This window comes from Pseudomonas sp. FP597, from assembly GCF_030687435.1.
Classification (GTDB): Bacteria; Pseudomonadota; Gammaproteobacteria; order Pseudomonadales; family Pseudomonadaceae; genus Aquipseudomonas; species Aquipseudomonas lactucae.
Genome location: NZ_CP117432.1, coordinates 6,319,313 through 6,335,723 on the forward strand (window position 1 = coordinate 6,319,313; position 16,411 = coordinate 6,335,723).

Consider the following 16,411-nt stretch of genomic DNA (forward strand, 5'->3'; position numbering starts at 1 on the left):
GCGACTCCCTTGATGATTCGACGGCTTTTACCGTTTTGCCTGTTGGGAGCCCTGGCTCTGGGAGGTTGTGCCACGGTGAATACGCCGCGCATACCCAGCGATGCCCTGCCAGCCGCACAGTCCTCGTTCGGCCGCTCAATCCAGGCTCAGGCCGCACCCTACCAAGGACGCTCGGGCTTTCGCCTGCTGCCCAACAGCAGCGAAGCCTTCATGGCCCGCGCCGAGTTGATCCGCAACGCCCAGACCAGCCTCGACCTGCAGTACTACATCGTGCACGACGGTATCAGCACGCGCATGCTGGTGGATGAACTGCTCAAGGCCGCCGACCGCGGCGTACGGGTGCGTATCCTGCTGGACGACACCACCAGTGACGGCCTTGACCAGATCATCGCCACCCTCGCCGCCCATCCCAGAATCGAGATTCGCCTGTTCAACCCGCTGCACCTGGGACGCAGCACGGGTGTGACGCGGGCCATGGGCCGCCTGTTCAACCTGTCGCTGCAACACCGACGCATGCACAACAAACTGTGGCTGGCGGACAACAGCGCGGCCATCGTTGGCGGACGCAACCTGGGGGATGAGTATTTCGATGCCGAGCCCAACCTGAACTTTACCGATATCGACATGCTCAGCGTCGGGCCCGTCGCCGAGCAACTCGGGCACAGTTTCGATCAGTACTGGAACAGCGCGCTGAGCAAACCCATCGATGACTTTGTTTCGAGCCGCCCCTCAAAAGGCGACCTGGCCGCCGCGCGCGTGCGCCTGGAGGCCTCGCTGGCCGAATCGCGACAGCAGAATCATGCGCTGTACAACCGCTTGCGCGCCTACCAGACCCAACCGCGCATGGACACTTGGCGCCGCGAGCTGATCTGGGCCTGGAACCAGGCGCTATGGGACGCGCCGAGCAAGGTACTGGCCAAGGCCGACCCGGATCCGCACCTGTTGCTGACCACTCAATTGGAGCCGGAACTCGAGGGCGTCAGCCATGAGCTGATGATGATCTCGGCGTACTTCGTACCGGGGCAGCCGGGGCTGGTGTACCTGACGGGACGCGCCGACGCGGGCGTGTCGGTGAGCCTGCTGACCAATTCCCTGGAAGCCACCGACGTGCCGGCCGTGCACGGAGGCTACGCGCCGTATCGCAAGGCGCTGCTGGAACACGGGGTAAAACTCTATGAACTGCGCCGCCAACCGGGCGACCCCAGCGCCGGCAGTGGGCCGCACTTGTTTCGTCGAGGCTCATTCCGCGGCTCGGATTCGAGCCTGCACAGCAAGGCGATGATCTTTGATCGACAGAAGTCGTTTATCGGCTCGTTCAACTTCGACCCACGCTCCGTGCTGTGGAACACCGAAGTCGGCGTGCTGGTGGACAGCCCCGAGCTGGCGGAGCACGTGCGCAAGCTGGCGCTGCAGGGCATGGCGCCGGCGTTGAGCTATGAGGCGAAGCTGCAGGACGGCAATGTGGTGTGGGTGACCGAGGATAACGGCCAACTGCACACCTTGACCCGCGAGCCTGGCAGTTGGTGGCGGCGGTTCAATGCGTGGTTCGCCACCAGCGTGGGCCTGGAGCGCATGCTCTAGGCGGTTGTCGCTGCGCCAAACGCTCCTTGGCGCAGCAACAACAGCACCAACCCCAATGCGCCGGCCGCCATCAGTAACGGCAGCGCATGCCCGCTGATCCACTGGCTGCCTGCACCCGCCACCAATGGGCCGATGAGGCACCCAATGCCCCACAGCTGCGCGATGTGAGCATTGGCACGCACCAGCGCATCGTCGCGGTAACGTTCGCCGATCAGAATCAGGGACAACGTGAATAACCCGCCTGCACTGGCGCCGAACAGCACCCATATCGGCCAGATCAGCAACGTGTGCATCAGCACCGGAACCGCCAGGCTCGACACCAGCAGCAACAGCGCACAGCTGAGGAACAACGTGCGGCGCGGCAGATAGTCCGCCAGCGCACCGATGGGCAATTGCAGCAGCGCATCGCCGACCACCACCGTGCTGACCATCGCCAAGGCGATCTCGGCGGTAAAGCCCTGCTGCAGGCAATACACCGGCAACAGCGTCAGGATCATCGCTTCGAACGCGGCGAACAATGCCACCGCCCAGGCAATCGCCGGCAAGCTAACGCAAAAACGCCACAGATCGACGAAGGTCACGCCGAACGACTCGGCGGTGGGAGCGCCGGAGCGACCCAGCAATGCTAGCGGGGCCACCAGCAACAGGCTCACGCCGACCCAGAATCCATAGTCATGATCGGTACCGATCACGCCCAACAGCAACGGCCCCGAGAGTTGGCTCAAGGCGTAACTGCAGCCATACAGCGCCACCAGCCGGCCACGCCACTGCTCCACCACCAACTGGTTGATCCAACTTTCGCCGAGGATAAACACGATGGTCAGGATCACCCCGATCATCAGGCGCAACACCAGCCATATCGGGTAACTGGGCAGAATCGCCAGCAACCCGATGGAGACCGCGCCGCCCCACAGGCACAGGCGCATCAGGTTCGCGGTGCCGAGCCAGGAGGCCAGGCGACTGGAGACTTTGGCGCCGAGCAATACGCCGAAGGCCGGCATCGCGGCCATCACACCGATGGCGAAACTGCCATAGCCCCAGCCTTCCAGGCGCAGGGACACCAGCGGCATGCTCACGCCCAATGCCAGGCCGACGCTGAGTACGGAGGCCAGGACGGCGAAGTAAGTCGCCCACCGCATTGCCACGCTCCTGTGGATAATTTCTGATTTACACAAAGCAGTGTGGGAGGGGCTTGCCCCTCCCACATTTAGCCTGCGGTGTTGCTTAAAGCTTGATCCAGGTCGATTTCAGCTCGGTGTATTTGTCGAACGCATGCAGTGACTTGTCGCGCCCGTTGCCCGACTGTTTGAAGCCACCAAACGGCGCGGTCATGTCGCCGCCATCGTACTGGTTGACCCACACGCTGCCGGCGCGCAGGGCCTTGGCGGTCAGGTGCGCCTTGGAGATATCGGCGGTCCACACGGCGGCGGCCAAGCCATACACTGTGTCGTTGGCGATCTTCACCGCTTCTTCGGCGCTGTCGAAGGTAATCACCGACAGAACCGGACCGAAAATCTCTTCCTGAGCGATCTTCATCGCATTGGTCACACCGTCGAAAATCGTCGGCTCGACATAAGTGCCGCCGGTTTCTTCCAGGGTGCGCTTGCCGCCAGCCACCAGTTTGGCGCCATCGGCGTGGCCGGCCTCGATGTACGACAACACTGTGTTCATCTGCTGGGTATCCACCAGTGCGCCGACATTGGTTGCCGGATCCAGCGGATTTCCCGGCTTCCAGCCCTTGAGGGCCTCGATCACCAGCGGCAGGAATTTATCCTTGATGGAACGCTCCACCAACAGGCGCGAACCGGCAGTGCAGACTTCGCCCTGGTTGAAGGCGATGGCACCAGCGGCGGATTCGGCGGCGGCTTGCAGGTCCGGGGCGTCGGCGAACACGATATTCGGGCTCTTGCCGCCGGCTTCCAGCCATACGCGCTTCATGTTCGACTCGCCGGAGCGAATCAACAGTTGTTTGGCGATCTTGGTGGAGCCGGTGAATACCAGGGTGTCGACATCCATGTGCAGCGCCAGGGCGTTGCCGACGGTGTGGCCGTAACCCGGCAGTACGTTGAACACGCCTTTGGGGATACCGGCTTCAACGGCGAGGGCCGCGATGCGGATGGCGGTCAGCGGGGACTTTTCGGACGGCTTGAGGATCACCGAGTTACCGGTGGACAGCGCTGGGCCGAGCTTCCAGCACGCCATCATCAATGGGAAGTTCCACGGCACGATGGCGCCGACAACGCCCACCGGTTCGCGGGTCACCAGGCCCAATTGATCGTGCGGGGTAGCGGCGACTTCGTCGTAGAGCTTGTCGATCGCCTCGCCGCTCCAGCTCAGGGCATTCGCCGCGCCGGGTACGTCGATGTTCAGGGAGTCGCTGATCGGCTTGCCCATGTCCAGGGTTTCGAGCAGCGCCAGCTCTTCGGCATTGGCCTTGAGCAGCGCGGCGAAACGGATCATGGTGGCTTTGCGCTTGGCCGGCGCCAGGCGCGACCAGACACCCGAGTTGAAGGTGGCGCGGGCGTTTTCCACGGCGCGTTGGGCGTCGTCGGCGTCACAACTGGCAACAGTGGCCAGCAGGCGGCCATCGACCGGGCTGATGCATTCGAAGGTATCGCCGGAAACAGCAGCGGTGTATTCACCATTGATGTAGGCGCGGCCTTCGATCTTCAGATCCTTGGCGCGTTGTTCCCAGTCGGCACGGGTCAGGGTGGTCATGCGAGTGTCCTCCTCTTATTGAATACAAGGGCCAGGCGATGTCCCCCGGCAGCCTCAAAGAATGCTTGCCCGCCCGCCATCTGTCAGGCGCAAGGCAGCTGCCACCCTAAACCAGCGGCCGGGGATGTTTCAATATATTTGACATAACGGCGGTAAACGCCCTTGCGATGTTCATTTTAATAAACATAGACTTTGGGCTCTCCAACCGCAGGCCAGACGGGACACGCACATGAGCATCCAGGACATCGTCGACTTCAGCCAAGCCAACACCGCCCCCGAACGCTATCGCCCTGCCGCCGAGAAAATCCTCAAGGGCGATCCCGAACAGACCGTCTATAACCACTACAACAGCCCGTGCGGCCAGATGAACGCTGGCGTCTGGGAAGGTGAAGTCGGGCAATGGAAAGTCAACTACACCGAGCATGAGTATTGCGAGATTGTGCAGGGCGTGTCGGTGCTGCGTGACGCCGAGGGTAACGCCAAGACCCTGCGCGCCGGCGACCGCTTCGTGATTCCGGCGGGCTTCAGCGGTACGTGGGAAGTACTGGAGCCGTGCCGCAAGATTTATGTGGTCTTCGAACAGAAAGCCTGATCAAACGCGCACGCAAAAAAAAGCCCGCATCGTGAGATACGGGCTTTTTTTCACAAGGAAGAAAATCAATTACTTGATTTTGCCTTCTTTGTAGATCACGTGCTTGCGAACGCGCGGGTCGAACATTTTCTTTTCGAGCTTGTCCGGGGTAGTACGCTTGTTCTTGTCGGTAGTGTAGAAGTGACCAGTACCGGCGCTAGAGATCATTCGAATCAATTCACGCATGATAGAGCTCCTTAGATCTTGCCAGCGGCGCGGATTTCGGCCAGCACGACAGTGATGCCACGCTTGTCGATGATACGCATGCCTTTGGCAGATACACGCAGGCGAACAAAACGTTTCTCTTCTTCAACCCAGAAGCGGTGATGCTGCAGGTTCGGCAGGAAACGACGACGGGTTTTGTTATTTGCGTGGGAAATGTTATTCCCAGTCACCGGACCCTTACCGGTAACTTGACAGACTCTCGACATGCCTCAGCCCTCTAAAACCACATGCCCAACCCGGCATGGGTTGGCCGCTTAATCTCTCAGTCATTTGGCGCCAGGCGCCGCGTTTCTTTAGGGTCTTACCGGCTACACCTACAAGCGAAGGAACCGGGCCCCTAGAAAAGAGCGCTGCTTTATACCAGAAAGACCCTGGTGCAACAACAGCGAGTGTGTTTTTACCGGAGTAAATCTCGCCTGTTGACGCCTGAACCGTTGCCAGGAGGGGCCGCTGTCACAGCCGACCGCTCGTCGCACAGAATGATTTTCAGCGCACGCGCGCACCGCAAAGTGCGCGACGAAACAATCTGAGGCGCCATCAAAACAGCATTTTGACTAAAAGCACAGGCAAAAATGGGCTAGTCATTTATCCATCAGACCACTACGGTAGGACTTTTCCAGACTGCACTCGCAGATGGGCCTTCGATCTGCAAAGGAAACCGACCATGCGCCTCGCTGCCCTACCGCTGTTGCTCGCCCCTCTCTTTATCGCACCGCTGGCCTGCGCCGCCACTACTTTGAGCGTATGCACCGAGGCCAGCCCCGAAGGGTTCGACGTGGTGCAGTACAACTCACTGACCACCACCAATGCTTCGGCCGATGTGCTGATGAACCGCCTGGTGGACTACGACGCAGCCGGCGGCAAGCTGGTGCCAAGTCTGGCGGACAGCTGGGACGTGTCGCCGGACGGCCTGACCTACACTTTCAAGCTGCACCCGAATGTGAAATTCCATCGCACCGAGTATTTCACCCCAAGCCGCACCCTGACCGCCGAAGACGTGCGCTTCAGCTTCGAACGCATGCTCGACCCGGCCAACCCGTGGCACAAGATCGCCCAAAGCGGTTTCCCCCACGCCCAGTCGCTGCAATTGCCGACATTGGTCAAAAAAATCGACGCACTGGACCCGCTGACCGTGCGCTTTACCCTGGACCACGCTGACTCCACCTTCCTCGCCGCCCTGAGCATGGGCTTTGCCTCGATCTATCCGGCCGAGTACGCCGATAAACTGCTCAAGGCTGGCACACCGGAGAAACTCAACAGCCAACCGATCGGCACCGGGCCGTTTATCTTCAGCCGCTTCCAGAAAGACGCCGTGATTCGCTACAAGGCCAACCCGGACTACTTCGCCGGCAAACCGGTTGTGGATAACTTGATCTTTGCCATTACCCCGGACGCGAACGTGCGCCTGCAGAAACTGCACCGCGACGAATGCCAGGTTGCCCTGTCGCCCAAGCCTCTGGACGTGGTCGAGGCCAGGAAAGATCCTGCGCTGAAGGTAGAAAAAACCGCTGCGTTCATGACCGCGTTCGTGGCCATCAACAGTCAACACCCTTCCCTGGACAAGCCGGAAGTACGTCAGGCAATCAACCTGGCCTTCGACAAGGCCAGCTATCTCAAGGCGGTGTTTGAAGGCACCGCCGAAGCCGCCAGCGGCCCTTATCCACCCAACACCTGGAGCTACGCCAAGGAATTGCCGGGTTATCCACAGGACCTCGCCAAGGCCAAGGCATTGCTGGACCGCGCCGGGCTCAAGGATGGCTTCAAGACGACGATCTGGACACGCCCCACCGGCAGCCTGCTGAACCCCAACCCGAACCTGGGCGCACAACTGCTGCAGGCAGACCTGGCCAAGGTCGGCATCCAGGCCGAGATCCGCGTGATCGAATGGGGCGAGCTGATTCGCCGCGCCAAGGCCGGAGAGCATGACCTGCTGTTCATGGGCTGGGCCGGCGACAACGGCGACCCGGATAACTTCCTGACGCCGCAGTTTTCCTGCGCGGCCGTGAAGTCCGGCACCAACTTCGCACGCTACTGCGACCCGGCGCTGGACAAGCTGATCAGCGCCGGCAAGACCACCAGCGAACAAGGCGTGCGCAGCAAGCTGTATCAGCAGGCCCAGGCCCAGATCCAGCAACAGGCGCTGTGGTTGCCCCTGGCACACCCGACCGCGTTTGCCCTGGTACGCAAGAATGTCGAGGGTTACCAGGTGAGCCCATTCGGGCGCCAGGACTTCTCGAAGGTCAGCGTCAAACCTTGAGCCTCGCCCCCGCCCTGACCGGGCGGGGTCACATCCACCCATACTCCGCCATCGACAACGGGTCACCATCCCCGACGATGATGTGATCCAAGACCCGCACATCCACTACTTCCAATGCCTTTTGCAGCGTCTTGGTCATTTTTCGATCAGCGGCGCTCGGCTGCGCAACACCCGAAGGGTGGTTGTGACACAGGATCAACGCCGCTGCGTTGTACGCCAGGGCACGCTTGACCACCTGCCGAGGGTAAACCAGGGCGGTATCGATGGTGCCTTGGGACAACGCTTCGAACCCCAGCACCCGATGCCTTGAATCGAGGAACAAACAGCCGAATATCTCGTTAGGCTCATGGCGCAACAGGGCCTTGAGGTACTCGCGCACGGCCAGCGGGCTTTCCAGCACCGAATCACTGCGCAGGCGCTCGGCCATGTGCCGCCGGGACATTTCCAGCACCGCCTGCAATTGCGCGAACTTTGCCGGCCCCAGCCCCAGTTGCTGGTTGAACACAGCCTGACTGGCCTCCAGTAGCGGACGCAGGCCACCAAACTGCGCCAACAGATGGCGCGCCAGGTCCACGGCACTCTTGCCGCACACCCCCGTGCGCAGGAAGATTGCCAGCAACTCGGCATCCGACAGGCTCGCCGCGCCCCACTCCAGAAGCCTTTCTCGCGGCCGCTCCGCCGCCGGCCAATCACGAATACTCATCCCATCTCCCTATGCATGTGCGCCGCTGCTGCCCAGCAAACGCTGTGTTATCGTAGGGCCTCTTTTTTGCCTGCGATTTCACCTGGGGAGGGGGCATCGCAGGCGTCACTGAACTGGCTTCACTGAACTGGAAAGGCAAACCAATGCAGCGTCTGTATCGGAAACGCATCGTTCTCGGCGTCGGCGGCGGCATTGCCGCCTACAAGAGCGCAGAGCTGGTTCGCAGGCTCCTCGACCAAGGCGCCGAAGTGCGCGTGGTCATGACCCGCGGCGGCAGTGAGTTCATCACGCCCCTGACCATGCAGGCCTTGTCCGGCCACCCGGTTCATCTGGACTTGCTGGACCCGGCGGCCGAAGCGGCCATGGGCCACATCGAACTGGCCAAATGGGCCGACCTGGTGCTGATCGCCCCGGCCACCGCCGACCTGATCGCCCGTCTGGCCCAGGGCATCGCCGATGATCTGCTGACCACGCTGGTATTGGCCACCGACGCCACCGTCGCCATCGCCCCAGCCATGAACCAGGCCATGTGGCGCGACCCGGCCACCCAGGCCAATACTCAATTACTGCAAAGCCGTGGCCTCAAAGTATTTGGCCCGGCCTCCGGCAGCCAGGCCTGCGGCGACGTCGGCCTGGGCCGCATGCTCGAAGCCACCGACCTGGCGCTGTGCGCCGCCGAGTGCTTCCAGCACCTGGCCCTGACCGGCAAGCACGTGCTGATCACGGCAGGCCCGACCCAGGAAAACATCGACCCGGTGCGTTACATCACCAACCATAGCTCAGGAAAAATGGGCTTTGCCTTGGCAGAAGCCGCGGTCGAGGCAGGCGCACGCGTCACCCTGATCACCGGCCCGGTGCATTTGCCGACACCCGATCGCGTCACGCGAATCGACGTAGTCAGCGCCCGGGACATGCTGGCGGCCTGCGAAGCGGCGATTCCGTGCGATCTATTCATCGCCTCGGCAGCGGTAGCGGACTACCGCCCGGAAGTCGTTGCGCCGCAAAAGCTCAAGAAAGACCCTACAAGCGGCGACGGCCTGCTCCTGCAAATGGTGCGCAACCCGGACATCCTGGCCACCATCGCCACGCGTCCGGACCGCCCGTTCAGTGTCGGCTTCGCCGCCGAGACCGAGCACTTGCTGGATTACGCCGCACGCAAATTGAAAGACAAAAACCTCGACCTGATCGTTGCCAATGATGTCGCCAATCCGAGCATCGGCTTCAACAGCGAGGAAAACGCCTGCAGCGTGATCGATCGCGAGCTGCACGCGACGCTTTTCGCCCAGACCAGCAAGGGCAAGATTGCCCGCCAACTGATCTCTTTTATCGCCCAACGGCTGAACCAGGTTTAATTTCCATGCACGCTTTGCAAGCCAAGATCCTCGACCCCCGCATCGGCACCGAATTCCCGCTGCCCGCCTACGCCACCCCGGGCTCCGCCGGCCTGGACCTGCGCGCCATGCTCAAGGAAGACACCGTCCTTGAACCGGGCCAGACCCTGCTGATCCCCACCGGCCTGTCGATCTACGTCGGCGACCCCGGCCTCGCGGCGCTGATCCTGCCGCGTTCCGGCCTGGGCCATAAACATGGCATCGTGCTGGGCAACCTGGTGGGGCTGATCGACTCGGACTACCAGGGCGAGTTGATGGTGTCGTGCTGGAACCGTGGCCAGACCGCGTTCAACATCGCGGTCGGCGAGCGTATCGCCCAACTGGTACTGGTGCCCGTCGTACAAGCCCACTTCGAGCTGGTGCAGGAATTCGACGAGACCCAACGCGGTGCTGGCGGCTTCGGGCATTCGGGCAGTCACTGACCAAGCTGACCCTGGCCGGCACCTTTGGTCCGGCCAGCCACCACCGCACGGCTTTCAGGAAGAAGAATGCGCGGAATTTATCGGCATGATTTCCCAATACGAATCAATGGGTTACGCAGAAAAAAATACGAAGCCCAAACTCCGATGGCATTTTTGCACCACGAACTCTCTGCCGAAAACACCGTCATACCCTTCAGTTTGAGCCTGCCGGCCAGCCCCATCAAGGCCAGCCTTGCCCCCTTTCAGATGGAGTTCCCCCCGCAATGAGTACCGCAGCCCGAGTAGCCCCGACGTTCCCCGACAGCATCTTTCGCGCCTACGACATTCGTGGCGTGGTGCCCAAAACCCTGACTGCCGAAACCGCCTACTGGATTGGCCGCGCCATCGGCGCCCAGAGCCTGGCCCAGGACGAGCCCAACGTTTCAGTGGGTCGTGACGGTCGCCTTTCCGGTCCCGAGTTGGTGGAACAACTGATCCAGGGTCTGGCCGACAGCGGCTGCCACGTCAGCGACGTTGGCCTGGTGCCAACCCCTGCGCTGTACTACGCCGCCAACGTCCTGGCCGGCAAATCCGGGGTGATGCTCACCGGTAGCCATAACCCGTCGGACTACAACGGCTTCAAGATCGTCATCGCCGGTGACACCCTCGCCAACGAGCAGATCCAGGCCTTGCATAACCGCCTGAAAACCAATGACCTGACCAGCGGCAAAGGCAGCATCACCAAAGTTGACATCCTGCAGCGCTACTCTGACGAAATCACCCGTGACGTCAAACTCGCGCGCCGCTTGAAAGTGGTGGTGGACTGCGGCAACGGTGCGGCCGGGGTGATCGCCCCGCAACTGCTCGAAGCCCTCAATTGCGAAGTGGTCCCGTTGTTCTGCGACGTTGACGGCAACTTCCCCAACCACCACCCAGATCCGGGCAAGCCTGAGAACCTGGTGGACCTGATCGCCAAGGTCAAGGAAACCGGCGCCGACGTCGGCCTGGCCTTCGACGGTGACGGCGACCGCGTGGGCGTGGTGACGAATACCGGCGAGAACGTGTTCGCCGACCGCCTGCTGATGCTGTTCGCCCGCGACGTGGTGGCGCGCAATGCCAACGCCGAGATCATCTTCGACGTTAAGTGCACCCGCCGTCTCACGCCGCTGATCAAGGAATATGGCGGCCGTCCACTAATGTGGAAGACCGGTCACTCGTTGATCAAAAAGAAAATGAAGGAAACCGGCGCGCTGTTGGCCGGCGAAATGAGCGGCCATGTGTTCTTCAAGGAGCGCTGGTTCGGTTTCGACGACGGCATTTACAGCGCCGCTCGTCTGCTGGAGATCCTCAGCAAGGAAAAATCCACGGCGCAGGAGCTGTTTCAGACCTTCCCGAACGATATTTCTACGCCAGAGATCAATATCCATGTGACCGAGGAGAGCAAATTCAGCATCATTGACGCACTGCACGATGCGCAATGGGGTGAAGGCGCCAACCTGACCTCCATTGATGGTGTGCGAGTCGATTACGCCAAAGGCTGGGGCCTGGTTCGCGCGTCCAACACCACACCGGTGCTGGTCCTGCGTTTCGAGGCGGATACCGAGGCCGAGTTGCAGCGCATCAAGGACGTGTTCCACGCCCAGTTGAAACGTGTTGCCCCTGATCTCCAATTACCGTTCTGATTTTTACCGGAGCCCTGAATGACCCTCGAACGCGAAGCCGCTGCCAACACCGCCAAGGTCCTGTCCGAAGCGCTGCCTTATATTCGACGCTACGTCGGCAAGACGCTGGTGATCAAGTACGGCGGCAATGCCATGGAAAGCGACGAGCTGAAAACCGGCTTTGCCCGCGACATCGTGCTGATGAAAGCCGTGGGGATCAACCCGGTGGTGGTCCACGGTGGCGGCCCGCAAATCGGCGACCTGCTCAAGCGCTTGTCGATCGAGAGTCACTTCATCGATGGCATGCGCGTTACTGACGCGCAGACCATGGACGTGGTGGAGATGGTCCTCGGCGGCCAGGTGAACAAGGACATCGTCAACCTGATCAACCGTCATGGCGGCAGCGCCATCGGCCTGACCGGCAAGGATGCGGAGCTGATCCGCGCGAAAAAACTGACCGTGACCCGTCAGACACCGGAGATGACCCAACCGGAAATCATCGACATCGGCCAAGTGGGCGAAGTGATCGGCATCAACACCGACCTGCTCAACCTGCTGGTCAAGGGCGATTTCATCCCGGTGATCGCGCCGATCGGCGTGGGTGCCAACGGTGAGTCCTACAATATCAACGCCGACCTGGTGGCGGGTAAGGTTGCCGAGGCACTGAAGGCTGAAAAGCTGATGCTGCTGACCAACATTGCCGGCCTGATGGACAAGCAAGGCAAGGTACTCACCGGCTTGACGACCCAACAAGTGGACGACCTGATCGCCGATGGCACCATCTACGGTGGCATGCTGCCCAAGATCCGCTGCGCGCTGGAAGCAGTGCAAGGCGGCGTTGGCAGCTCACTGATCCTGGATGGTCGGGTGCCGAATGCGATTCTGCTGGAAATCTTCACCGATACCGGTGTGGGCACGCTGATCAGTAACCGCAAGCGTCCTTAACCGCTGAAAACTAAAAAGCCCCCGTTCAATTCAATTGAACGGGGGCTTTTTGCATAGGCCTTGAAAACACCGAAGATCAAATGTGGAAGGCGGTGCGACGATTCGACTTGCCCCCTCCCACACAAGCCCTCACACAATGGGTTCTGTGTCAGACGCCGAACTGCTCGCGGTACGCCCGTACTGCCGGCAAATGCTGCTTGAGCTGCGGGTCATCTTCCAGGAACTGCAACACCTGGTTCAACGACACGATGCTCACCACCGGGATGCCGAAATCGCGCTCCACTTCCTGGATCGCCGACAACTCACCGTTGCCACGCTCCTGGCGATTCAGCGCGATCAACACGCCAGCTGCCTTGGCGCCGTCCTGGGAGGCGATGATCTGCATCACTTCACGGATCGCAGTACCGGCGGTGATGACATCATCGATGATCAACACATCGCCAGTCAGGGGGGCGCCGACCAGGCTGCCGCCTTCACCGTGGGCCTTGGCCTCCTTGCGGTTGAAGCACCAAGGCAAATCCCGCCCATGATGTTCCGCCAGGGCCACGGCCGTTGCGGCAGCCAGGGGAATGCCCTTGTAGGCCGGGCCGAACAGCACGTCGAAGGAAATACCGCTTTCAACGATGGCTGCCGCGTAGAAACGACCCAGCTGAGCCAGGGCCGAGCCCGAGTTGAACAAGCCTGCATTGAAGAAGTACGGGCTGGTGCGCCCGGACTTGAGGGTGAACTCACCGAAGCGCAAAACGCCGCGATCGATGGCAAAACGAATGAAATCGCGTTGATACGCCTGCATGAAAAAAGCCTCAGATACCACGGATTTAGCTAATTAGGTAGACGGCGTGTATCATACACGCACGCGATTTTTGGGGCCATTTATGCGGATCATCAGTGTGAACGTTAATGGTATTCAGGCTGCAGTCGAGCGTGGTTTGCTCAGTTGGCTGCAAGCCCAGAATGCCGACGTCATCTGCCTGCAGGATACCCGCGCCTCCGCCTTTGAACTGGACGACCCAGCCTTCCAACTGGATGGCTACTTCCTTTATGCCTGCGATGCCGAAGTCCCTGCCCAAGGTGGCGTGGCTTTGTATTCGCGGTTGCAACCCAAGGCGGTCATCAGCGGCCTCGGCTTCGAGACAGCCGACCGCTACGGGCGCTACCTGCAAGCCGATTTCGATAAGGTCAGCATCGCGACCTTGCTGCTCCCTTCGGGGCAGAACGGCGATGAGGATTTGAACCAGAAGTTCAAGCTAATGGACGACTTCGCCCGTTACCTGGATAAACAGCGGCGCAAACGTCGCGAGTACATTTATTGTGGCTCGCTGTATGTGGCGCAACAGAAGCTGGATATCAAGAACTGGCGCGACAGCCAGCAATCTCCGGGCTTCCTGGCACCGGAACGGGCCTGGATGGACGAGATTGTCGGCAACATGGGCTATGTGGATGCCCTGCGCGAAGTCAGCCGCGAAGGCGACCAGTACAGCTGGTGGCCGGACAACGAACAGGCTGAGATGCTCAACCTGGGTTGGCGTTTTGACTACCAGTTGCTGACCCCAGGTCTGCGCCGGTTTGTTCGCAGTGCACGCTTGCCGCGCCAGCCGCGCTTCTCGCAGCACGCGCCGCTGATCGTGGACTACGACTGGACACTGACCATCTGAGGTCTTTTTCCAGGCACAAAAAAACCGACATCGCTGTCGGTTTTTTTGTGGGCGCTCATTATTTGACCAGACGCCAGGTCAAGGGATAGCGATAGGCAATCCCCTTGTTGGCTTTGATCGCACCAATGATCGTCAGCACCACGCTCGCGATTGCCAACGCAGTCATCAGGAAGAACCCGATTACCGCGAAGGCCAGCACGATGCAAACGATCCAGGCGATGGCCACGGTGAGCTGGAAATTCAGGGCCTCCTTGCCCTGATCATCAATGAACGGGTCCACTTCTTTTTTCATTTGCCACAGGATCAGCGGGCCGACGACACTGCCGAAGGGGAACACAAACCCCAGGAACGCCGCGAGATGACACAACATGGCCCCCTGACGGACTTCATAGGACGGCGTGGGTACCGGCATCTGGTTGTCATTCATGGCGTTTCTCCTTGAGGCCGGTTCAGTCAGCCAGCGCGGCGTTCTGCAGGGCGAAGATCTCGGTCATGCCTTTCTGGGCCAAGGCCAGCATGGCGTTCAGCTCGGCCGGCTGGAAAGGCGCGCCTTCGGCGGTGCCCTGCACTTCGATGAAGCCACCGGTGCTGGTCATCACCACGTTCAGGTCGGTCTCGGCAGCCGAGTCTTCCAGGTAATCCAGGTCCAGCACGGGCTCACCCTGATACATGCCGACCGATACCGCGGCGATCATCTGCTTGAGCGGATCACCGCCCTTCAGGCCGCCACGTTTCTTGATCACTTTGAGTGCGTCGACCAGGGCCACCATGGCGCCAGTGATCGATGCCGTGCGGGTGCCGCCGTCGGCCTGGATCACATCGCAGTCGACATACAGGGTCACGTCGCCCAGCTTGGACATGTCCAGGGCAGCGCGCAGGGAACGACCGATCAGACGCTGGATTTCCAGGGTACGGCCGCCCTGCTTGCCACGGCTGGCTTCTCGCTGGTTACGCTCGCCGGTGGCACGCGGCAGCATGCCGTACTCGGCGGTCAACCAACCCTGGCCCTGGCCCTTGAGGAAACGCGGCACGCCGTTTTCGACGCTGACGGTGCAGATCACCTTGGTATCGCCAAACTCGACCAGTACGGATCCCTCGGCGTGTTTGGTGTAGTTGCGGGTGATGCGGATCGAGCGGAGCTGATCGGCAGCGCGACCACTTGGACGTTTCATAGGGGATACCTGTACGGAGGACGAAAAACTGCCGAGCATTATAGAGCCGCGAGCCGATTCGGGGCACTTCTAAAAAATTCCGTTACGAATGGTCAACTATTGCCCATTGCTTGGGCGCGCCCGCCCCACTGCGCTACAATCCTGCGCCTTCTTAATCATCAGCCCGTGTTTGCGGGACTGCAACGCGAGGTACCTCCATGGTGCACAGCATGACCGCCTTCGCCCGCGTCGAAAACGCCGGCGCCCAAGGCACCCTGAGCTGGGAACTGCGTTCGGTCAACAGCCGTTACCTGGAGCCGCACCTGCGCCTGCCGGAATCGTTCCGCGACCTTGAGGGCGCCGTGCGTGAAGCGCTGCGCCAAGGCATCTCCCGCGGCAAGCTGGAGTGCACCCTGCGCTTTACCGAAGAGACCACCGGCAAACCGCTGCAGGTCGACCGCGACCGCGCCGCGCAACTGGTCGCCGCCGCCGAAACCATCGCCAGCCTGATCCAGCAGCCGGCCGCACTGAACCCCCTTGAAGTGCTGGCCTGGCCCGGCGTGCTGGTGGCCGACGCCGCCGACCCGCAAGCCCTCAACGCCGACGCCCTCGCCCTGTTCAACCAGGGCTTGAAGGAACTCAAGGCCGGCCGCGAGCGCGAAGGCGCCGAACTGGCACGCCTGATCAACGAGCGCCTGAGCGCGATCGAAGAAGACGTGATCACCCTGCGTGAGCTGGTGCCGCAGATGCTCGCCACCCAGCGCCAGAAAGTCCTCGACCGCTTCACTGACATGAAGGCCGACCTCGACCCGGTGCGCCTGGAACAGGAAATGGTCCTGCTGGCACAGAAGAGCGACGTCGCCGAAGAACTCGACCGCTTGAGCACCCATATTCTTGAAGTGCGCCGCGTGCTCAAGTCCGGCGGCGCCGCCGGTCGACGCCTGGACTTCCTGATGCAGGAACTCAACCGCGAAGCCAATACACTCGGCTCCAAGGCATTTGACCCGCGCAGCAGCACGGCTGCGGTCAACCTCAAAGTGTTGATCGAGCAGATGCGCGAACAAGTACAGAATATTGAGTAAGGCACCCTCC

Annotated in this window: 17 protein-coding genes and 1 pseudogene; 10 read left to right on the forward strand and 8 right to left on the reverse strand. The window is 61.1% G+C overall.

Annotated elements, in window-relative coordinates:
• Nucleotides 1-12: 12 nt before the first annotated feature.
• Nucleotides 13-1,581 carry a phospholipase D family protein gene (locus PSH66_RS29105; RefSeq protein WP_141062862.1) on the forward strand — a complete coding sequence of 523 codons (1,569 nt, stop codon included), beginning with the start codon at nucleotides 13-15 and terminating at the stop codon, nucleotides 1,579-1,581.
• Here PSH66_RS29105 and PSH66_RS29110 read toward each other — a convergent pair.
• Entirely contained in the window at nucleotides 1,578-2,720 is a 1,143-nt protein-coding gene (locus tag PSH66_RS29110) for an MFS transporter (RefSeq protein WP_141062861.1), read from the reverse strand. The genes PSH66_RS29105 and PSH66_RS29110 overlap by 4 nt on opposite strands.
• Before the next feature lie 85 nt (nucleotides 2,721-2,805).
• Nucleotides 2,806-4,299: an aldehyde dehydrogenase gene (locus PSH66_RS29115; RefSeq protein ID WP_003176903.1), complete on the reverse strand. Its 1,494-nt coding sequence runs from the start codon at nucleotides 4,297-4,299 to the stop codon at nucleotides 2,806-2,808.
• 229 nt (nucleotides 4,300-4,528) lie between these two features.
• Between PSH66_RS29115 and PSH66_RS29120 the strand changes: the two genes are divergently transcribed.
• Nucleotides 4,529-4,891, forward strand: coding sequence for a cupin domain-containing protein (locus tag PSH66_RS29120; RefSeq protein WP_141062859.1), 363 nt, complete (start codon nucleotides 4,529-4,531; stop codon nucleotides 4,889-4,891).
• Between the two features lie 69 nt (nucleotides 4,892-4,960).
• On the opposite strand, the gene rpmG is transcribed toward PSH66_RS29120, so the two are convergent.
• Both rpmG and rpmB read right to left on the reverse strand, forming a co-directional pair.
• Nucleotides 4,961-5,116: a 50S ribosomal protein L33 gene (rpmG, locus tag PSH66_RS29125; RefSeq protein ID WP_003176906.1), complete on the reverse strand. Its 156-nt coding sequence runs from the start codon at nucleotides 5,114-5,116 to the stop codon at nucleotides 4,961-4,963.
• 11 nt (nucleotides 5,117-5,127) lie between these two features.
• A complete protein-coding gene (rpmB, locus tag PSH66_RS29130) occupies nucleotides 5,128-5,361 on the reverse strand; it encodes a 50S ribosomal protein L28 (protein ID WP_003176907.1) in 234 nt (77 codons plus the stop codon).
• A gap of 458 nt (nucleotides 5,362-5,819) precedes the next feature.
• Between rpmB and PSH66_RS29135 the strand changes: the two genes are divergently transcribed.
• A complete protein-coding gene (locus PSH66_RS29135; protein ID WP_305428095.1) occupies nucleotides 5,820-7,412 on the forward strand; it encodes an ABC transporter substrate-binding protein in 1,593 nt (530 codons plus the stop codon).
• Between the two features lie 28 nt (nucleotides 7,413-7,440).
• Here the strand turns inward: PSH66_RS29135 and radC are convergent, their stop codons facing one another.
• On the reverse strand, nucleotides 7,441-8,115 hold the full coding sequence (gene radC / locus PSH66_RS29140) for a DNA repair protein RadC (RefSeq protein ID WP_078826577.1): 675 nt from the start codon (nucleotides 8,113-8,115) through the stop codon (nucleotides 7,441-7,443).
• Nucleotides 8,116-8,258: 143 nt separating this feature from the next.
• On the opposite strand from radC, the gene coaBC reads away from it, so the two are divergent.
• The 5 genes and pseudogenes from coaBC to argB all read left to right on the forward strand — a co-directional run bounded on the left by coaBC (nucleotide 8,259) and on the right by argB (nucleotide 12,513).
• On the forward strand, nucleotides 8,259-9,467 hold the full coding sequence (coaBC, locus tag PSH66_RS29145; RefSeq protein ID WP_003176910.1) for a bifunctional phosphopantothenoylcysteine decarboxylase/phosphopantothenate--cysteine ligase CoaBC: 1,209 nt from the start codon (nucleotides 8,259-8,261) through the stop codon (nucleotides 9,465-9,467).
• A 5-nt stretch (nucleotides 9,468-9,472) separates the two neighbouring features.
• Nucleotides 9,473-9,928, forward strand: coding sequence for a dUTP diphosphatase (gene dut / locus PSH66_RS29150; RefSeq protein ID WP_003176911.1), 456 nt, complete (start codon nucleotides 9,473-9,475; stop codon nucleotides 9,926-9,928).
• Between the two features lie 66 nt (nucleotides 9,929-9,994).
• Nucleotides 9,995-10,195, forward strand: coding sequence for a hypothetical protein (locus PSH66_RS29155; protein WP_042945475.1), 201 nt, complete (start codon nucleotides 9,995-9,997; stop codon nucleotides 10,193-10,195).
• A pseudogene (locus PSH66_RS29160) lies at nucleotides 10,186-11,589 on the forward strand (phosphomannomutase/phosphoglucomutase); the annotation flags it as partial. The gene PSH66_RS29155 and the pseudogene PSH66_RS29160, both read left to right, overlap by 10 nt.
• An 18-nt stretch (nucleotides 11,590-11,607) precedes the next feature.
• On the forward strand, nucleotides 11,608-12,513 hold the full coding sequence (gene argB / locus PSH66_RS29165) for an acetylglutamate kinase (RefSeq protein WP_003176913.1): 906 nt from the start codon (nucleotides 11,608-11,610) through the stop codon (nucleotides 12,511-12,513).
• 148 nt (nucleotides 12,514-12,661) lie between these two features.
• Here the strand turns inward: argB and pyrE are convergent, their stop codons facing one another.
• Nucleotides 12,662-13,306, reverse strand: coding sequence for an orotate phosphoribosyltransferase (pyrE, locus tag PSH66_RS29170; protein WP_021492595.1), 645 nt, complete (start codon nucleotides 13,304-13,306; stop codon nucleotides 12,662-12,664).
• An 82-nt stretch (nucleotides 13,307-13,388) separates the two neighbouring features.
• On the opposite strand from pyrE, the gene PSH66_RS29175 reads away from it, so the two are divergent.
• Nucleotides 13,389-14,168 carry an exodeoxyribonuclease III gene (locus tag PSH66_RS29175; RefSeq protein WP_003176915.1) on the forward strand — a complete coding sequence of 260 codons (780 nt, stop codon included), beginning with the start codon at nucleotides 13,389-13,391 and terminating at the stop codon, nucleotides 14,166-14,168.
• A 58-nt stretch (nucleotides 14,169-14,226) separates the two neighbouring features.
• On the opposite strand, the gene PSH66_RS29180 is transcribed toward PSH66_RS29175, so the two are convergent.
• Together PSH66_RS29180 and rph are read right to left on the reverse strand one after the other, a co-directional pair.
• Nucleotides 14,227-14,595 (reverse strand): DUF4870 domain-containing protein, encoded by a 369-nt coding sequence (locus PSH66_RS29180; RefSeq protein WP_003176916.1) that lies wholly within the window; start codon nucleotides 14,593-14,595, stop codon nucleotides 14,227-14,229.
• 22 nt (nucleotides 14,596-14,617) lie between these two features.
• Nucleotides 14,618-15,340, reverse strand: coding sequence for a ribonuclease PH (gene rph / locus PSH66_RS29185; RefSeq protein ID WP_003176917.1), 723 nt, complete (start codon nucleotides 15,338-15,340; stop codon nucleotides 14,618-14,620).
• A 197-nt stretch (nucleotides 15,341-15,537) separates the two neighbouring features.
• Between rph and PSH66_RS29190 the strand changes: the two genes are divergently transcribed.
• On the forward strand, nucleotides 15,538-16,401 hold the full coding sequence (locus tag PSH66_RS29190) for a YicC/YloC family endoribonuclease (protein WP_305428096.1): 864 nt from the start codon (nucleotides 15,538-15,540) through the stop codon (nucleotides 16,399-16,401).
• The last annotated feature ends 10 nt before the right edge of the window (nucleotides 16,402-16,411 follow it).

What these genes read in the sequence shown, in the direction of transcription:
- argB (WP_003176913.1), top strand. Translation starts at nt 11,608, where the DNA reads ATGACCCTCGAACGCGAAGCCGCTGCCAACACCGCCAAGGTCCTGTCC.
- rpmG (WP_003176906.1), bottom strand. Translation starts at nt 5,116, where the DNA reads ATGCGTGAATTGATTCGAATGATCTCTAGCGCCGGTACTGGTCACTTC.
- PSH66_RS29155 (WP_042945475.1), top strand. Translation starts at nt 9,995, where the DNA reads ATGCGCGGAATTTATCGGCATGATTTCCCAATACGAATCAATGGGTTA.
- rph (WP_003176917.1), bottom strand. Translation starts at nt 15,340, where the DNA reads ATGAAACGTCCAAGTGGTCGCGCTGCCGATCAGCTCCGCTCGATCCGC.
- radC (WP_078826577.1), bottom strand. Translation starts at nt 8,115, where the DNA reads ATGAGTATTCGTGATTGGCCGGCGGCGGAGCGGCCGCGAGAAAGGCTT.
- PSH66_RS29115 (WP_003176903.1), bottom strand. Translation starts at nt 4,299, where the DNA reads ATGACCACCCTGACCCGTGCCGACTGGGAACAACGCGCCAAGGATCTG.
- dut (WP_003176911.1), top strand. Translation starts at nt 9,473, where the DNA reads ATGCACGCTTTGCAAGCCAAGATCCTCGACCCCCGCATCGGCACCGAA.
- PSH66_RS29175 (WP_003176915.1), top strand. Translation starts at nt 13,389, where the DNA reads ATGCGGATCATCAGTGTGAACGTTAATGGTATTCAGGCTGCAGTCGAG.
- PSH66_RS29135 (WP_305428095.1), top strand. Translation starts at nt 5,820, where the DNA reads ATGCGCCTCGCTGCCCTACCGCTGTTGCTCGCCCCTCTCTTTATCGCA.
- coaBC (WP_003176910.1), top strand. Translation starts at nt 8,259, where the DNA reads ATGCAGCGTCTGTATCGGAAACGCATCGTTCTCGGCGTCGGCGGCGGC.
- pyrE (WP_021492595.1), bottom strand. Translation starts at nt 13,306, where the DNA reads ATGCAGGCGTATCAACGCGATTTCATTCGTTTTGCCATCGATCGCGGC.
- PSH66_RS29120 (WP_141062859.1), top strand. Translation starts at nt 4,529, where the DNA reads ATGAGCATCCAGGACATCGTCGACTTCAGCCAAGCCAACACCGCCCCC.
- PSH66_RS29190 (WP_305428096.1), top strand. Translation starts at nt 15,538, where the DNA reads ATGGTGCACAGCATGACCGCCTTCGCCCGCGTCGAAAACGCCGGCGCC.
- rpmB (WP_003176907.1), bottom strand. Translation starts at nt 5,361, where the DNA reads ATGTCGAGAGTCTGTCAAGTTACCGGTAAGGGTCCGGTGACTGGGAAT.
- PSH66_RS29110 (WP_141062861.1), bottom strand. Translation starts at nt 2,720, where the DNA reads ATGCGGTGGGCGACTTACTTCGCCGTCCTGGCCTCCGTACTCAGCGTC.
- PSH66_RS29180 (WP_003176916.1), bottom strand. Translation starts at nt 14,595, where the DNA reads ATGAATGACAACCAGATGCCGGTACCCACGCCGTCCTATGAAGTCCGT.
- PSH66_RS29105 (WP_141062862.1), top strand. Translation starts at nt 13, where the DNA reads ATGATTCGACGGCTTTTACCGTTTTGCCTGTTGGGAGCCCTGGCTCTG.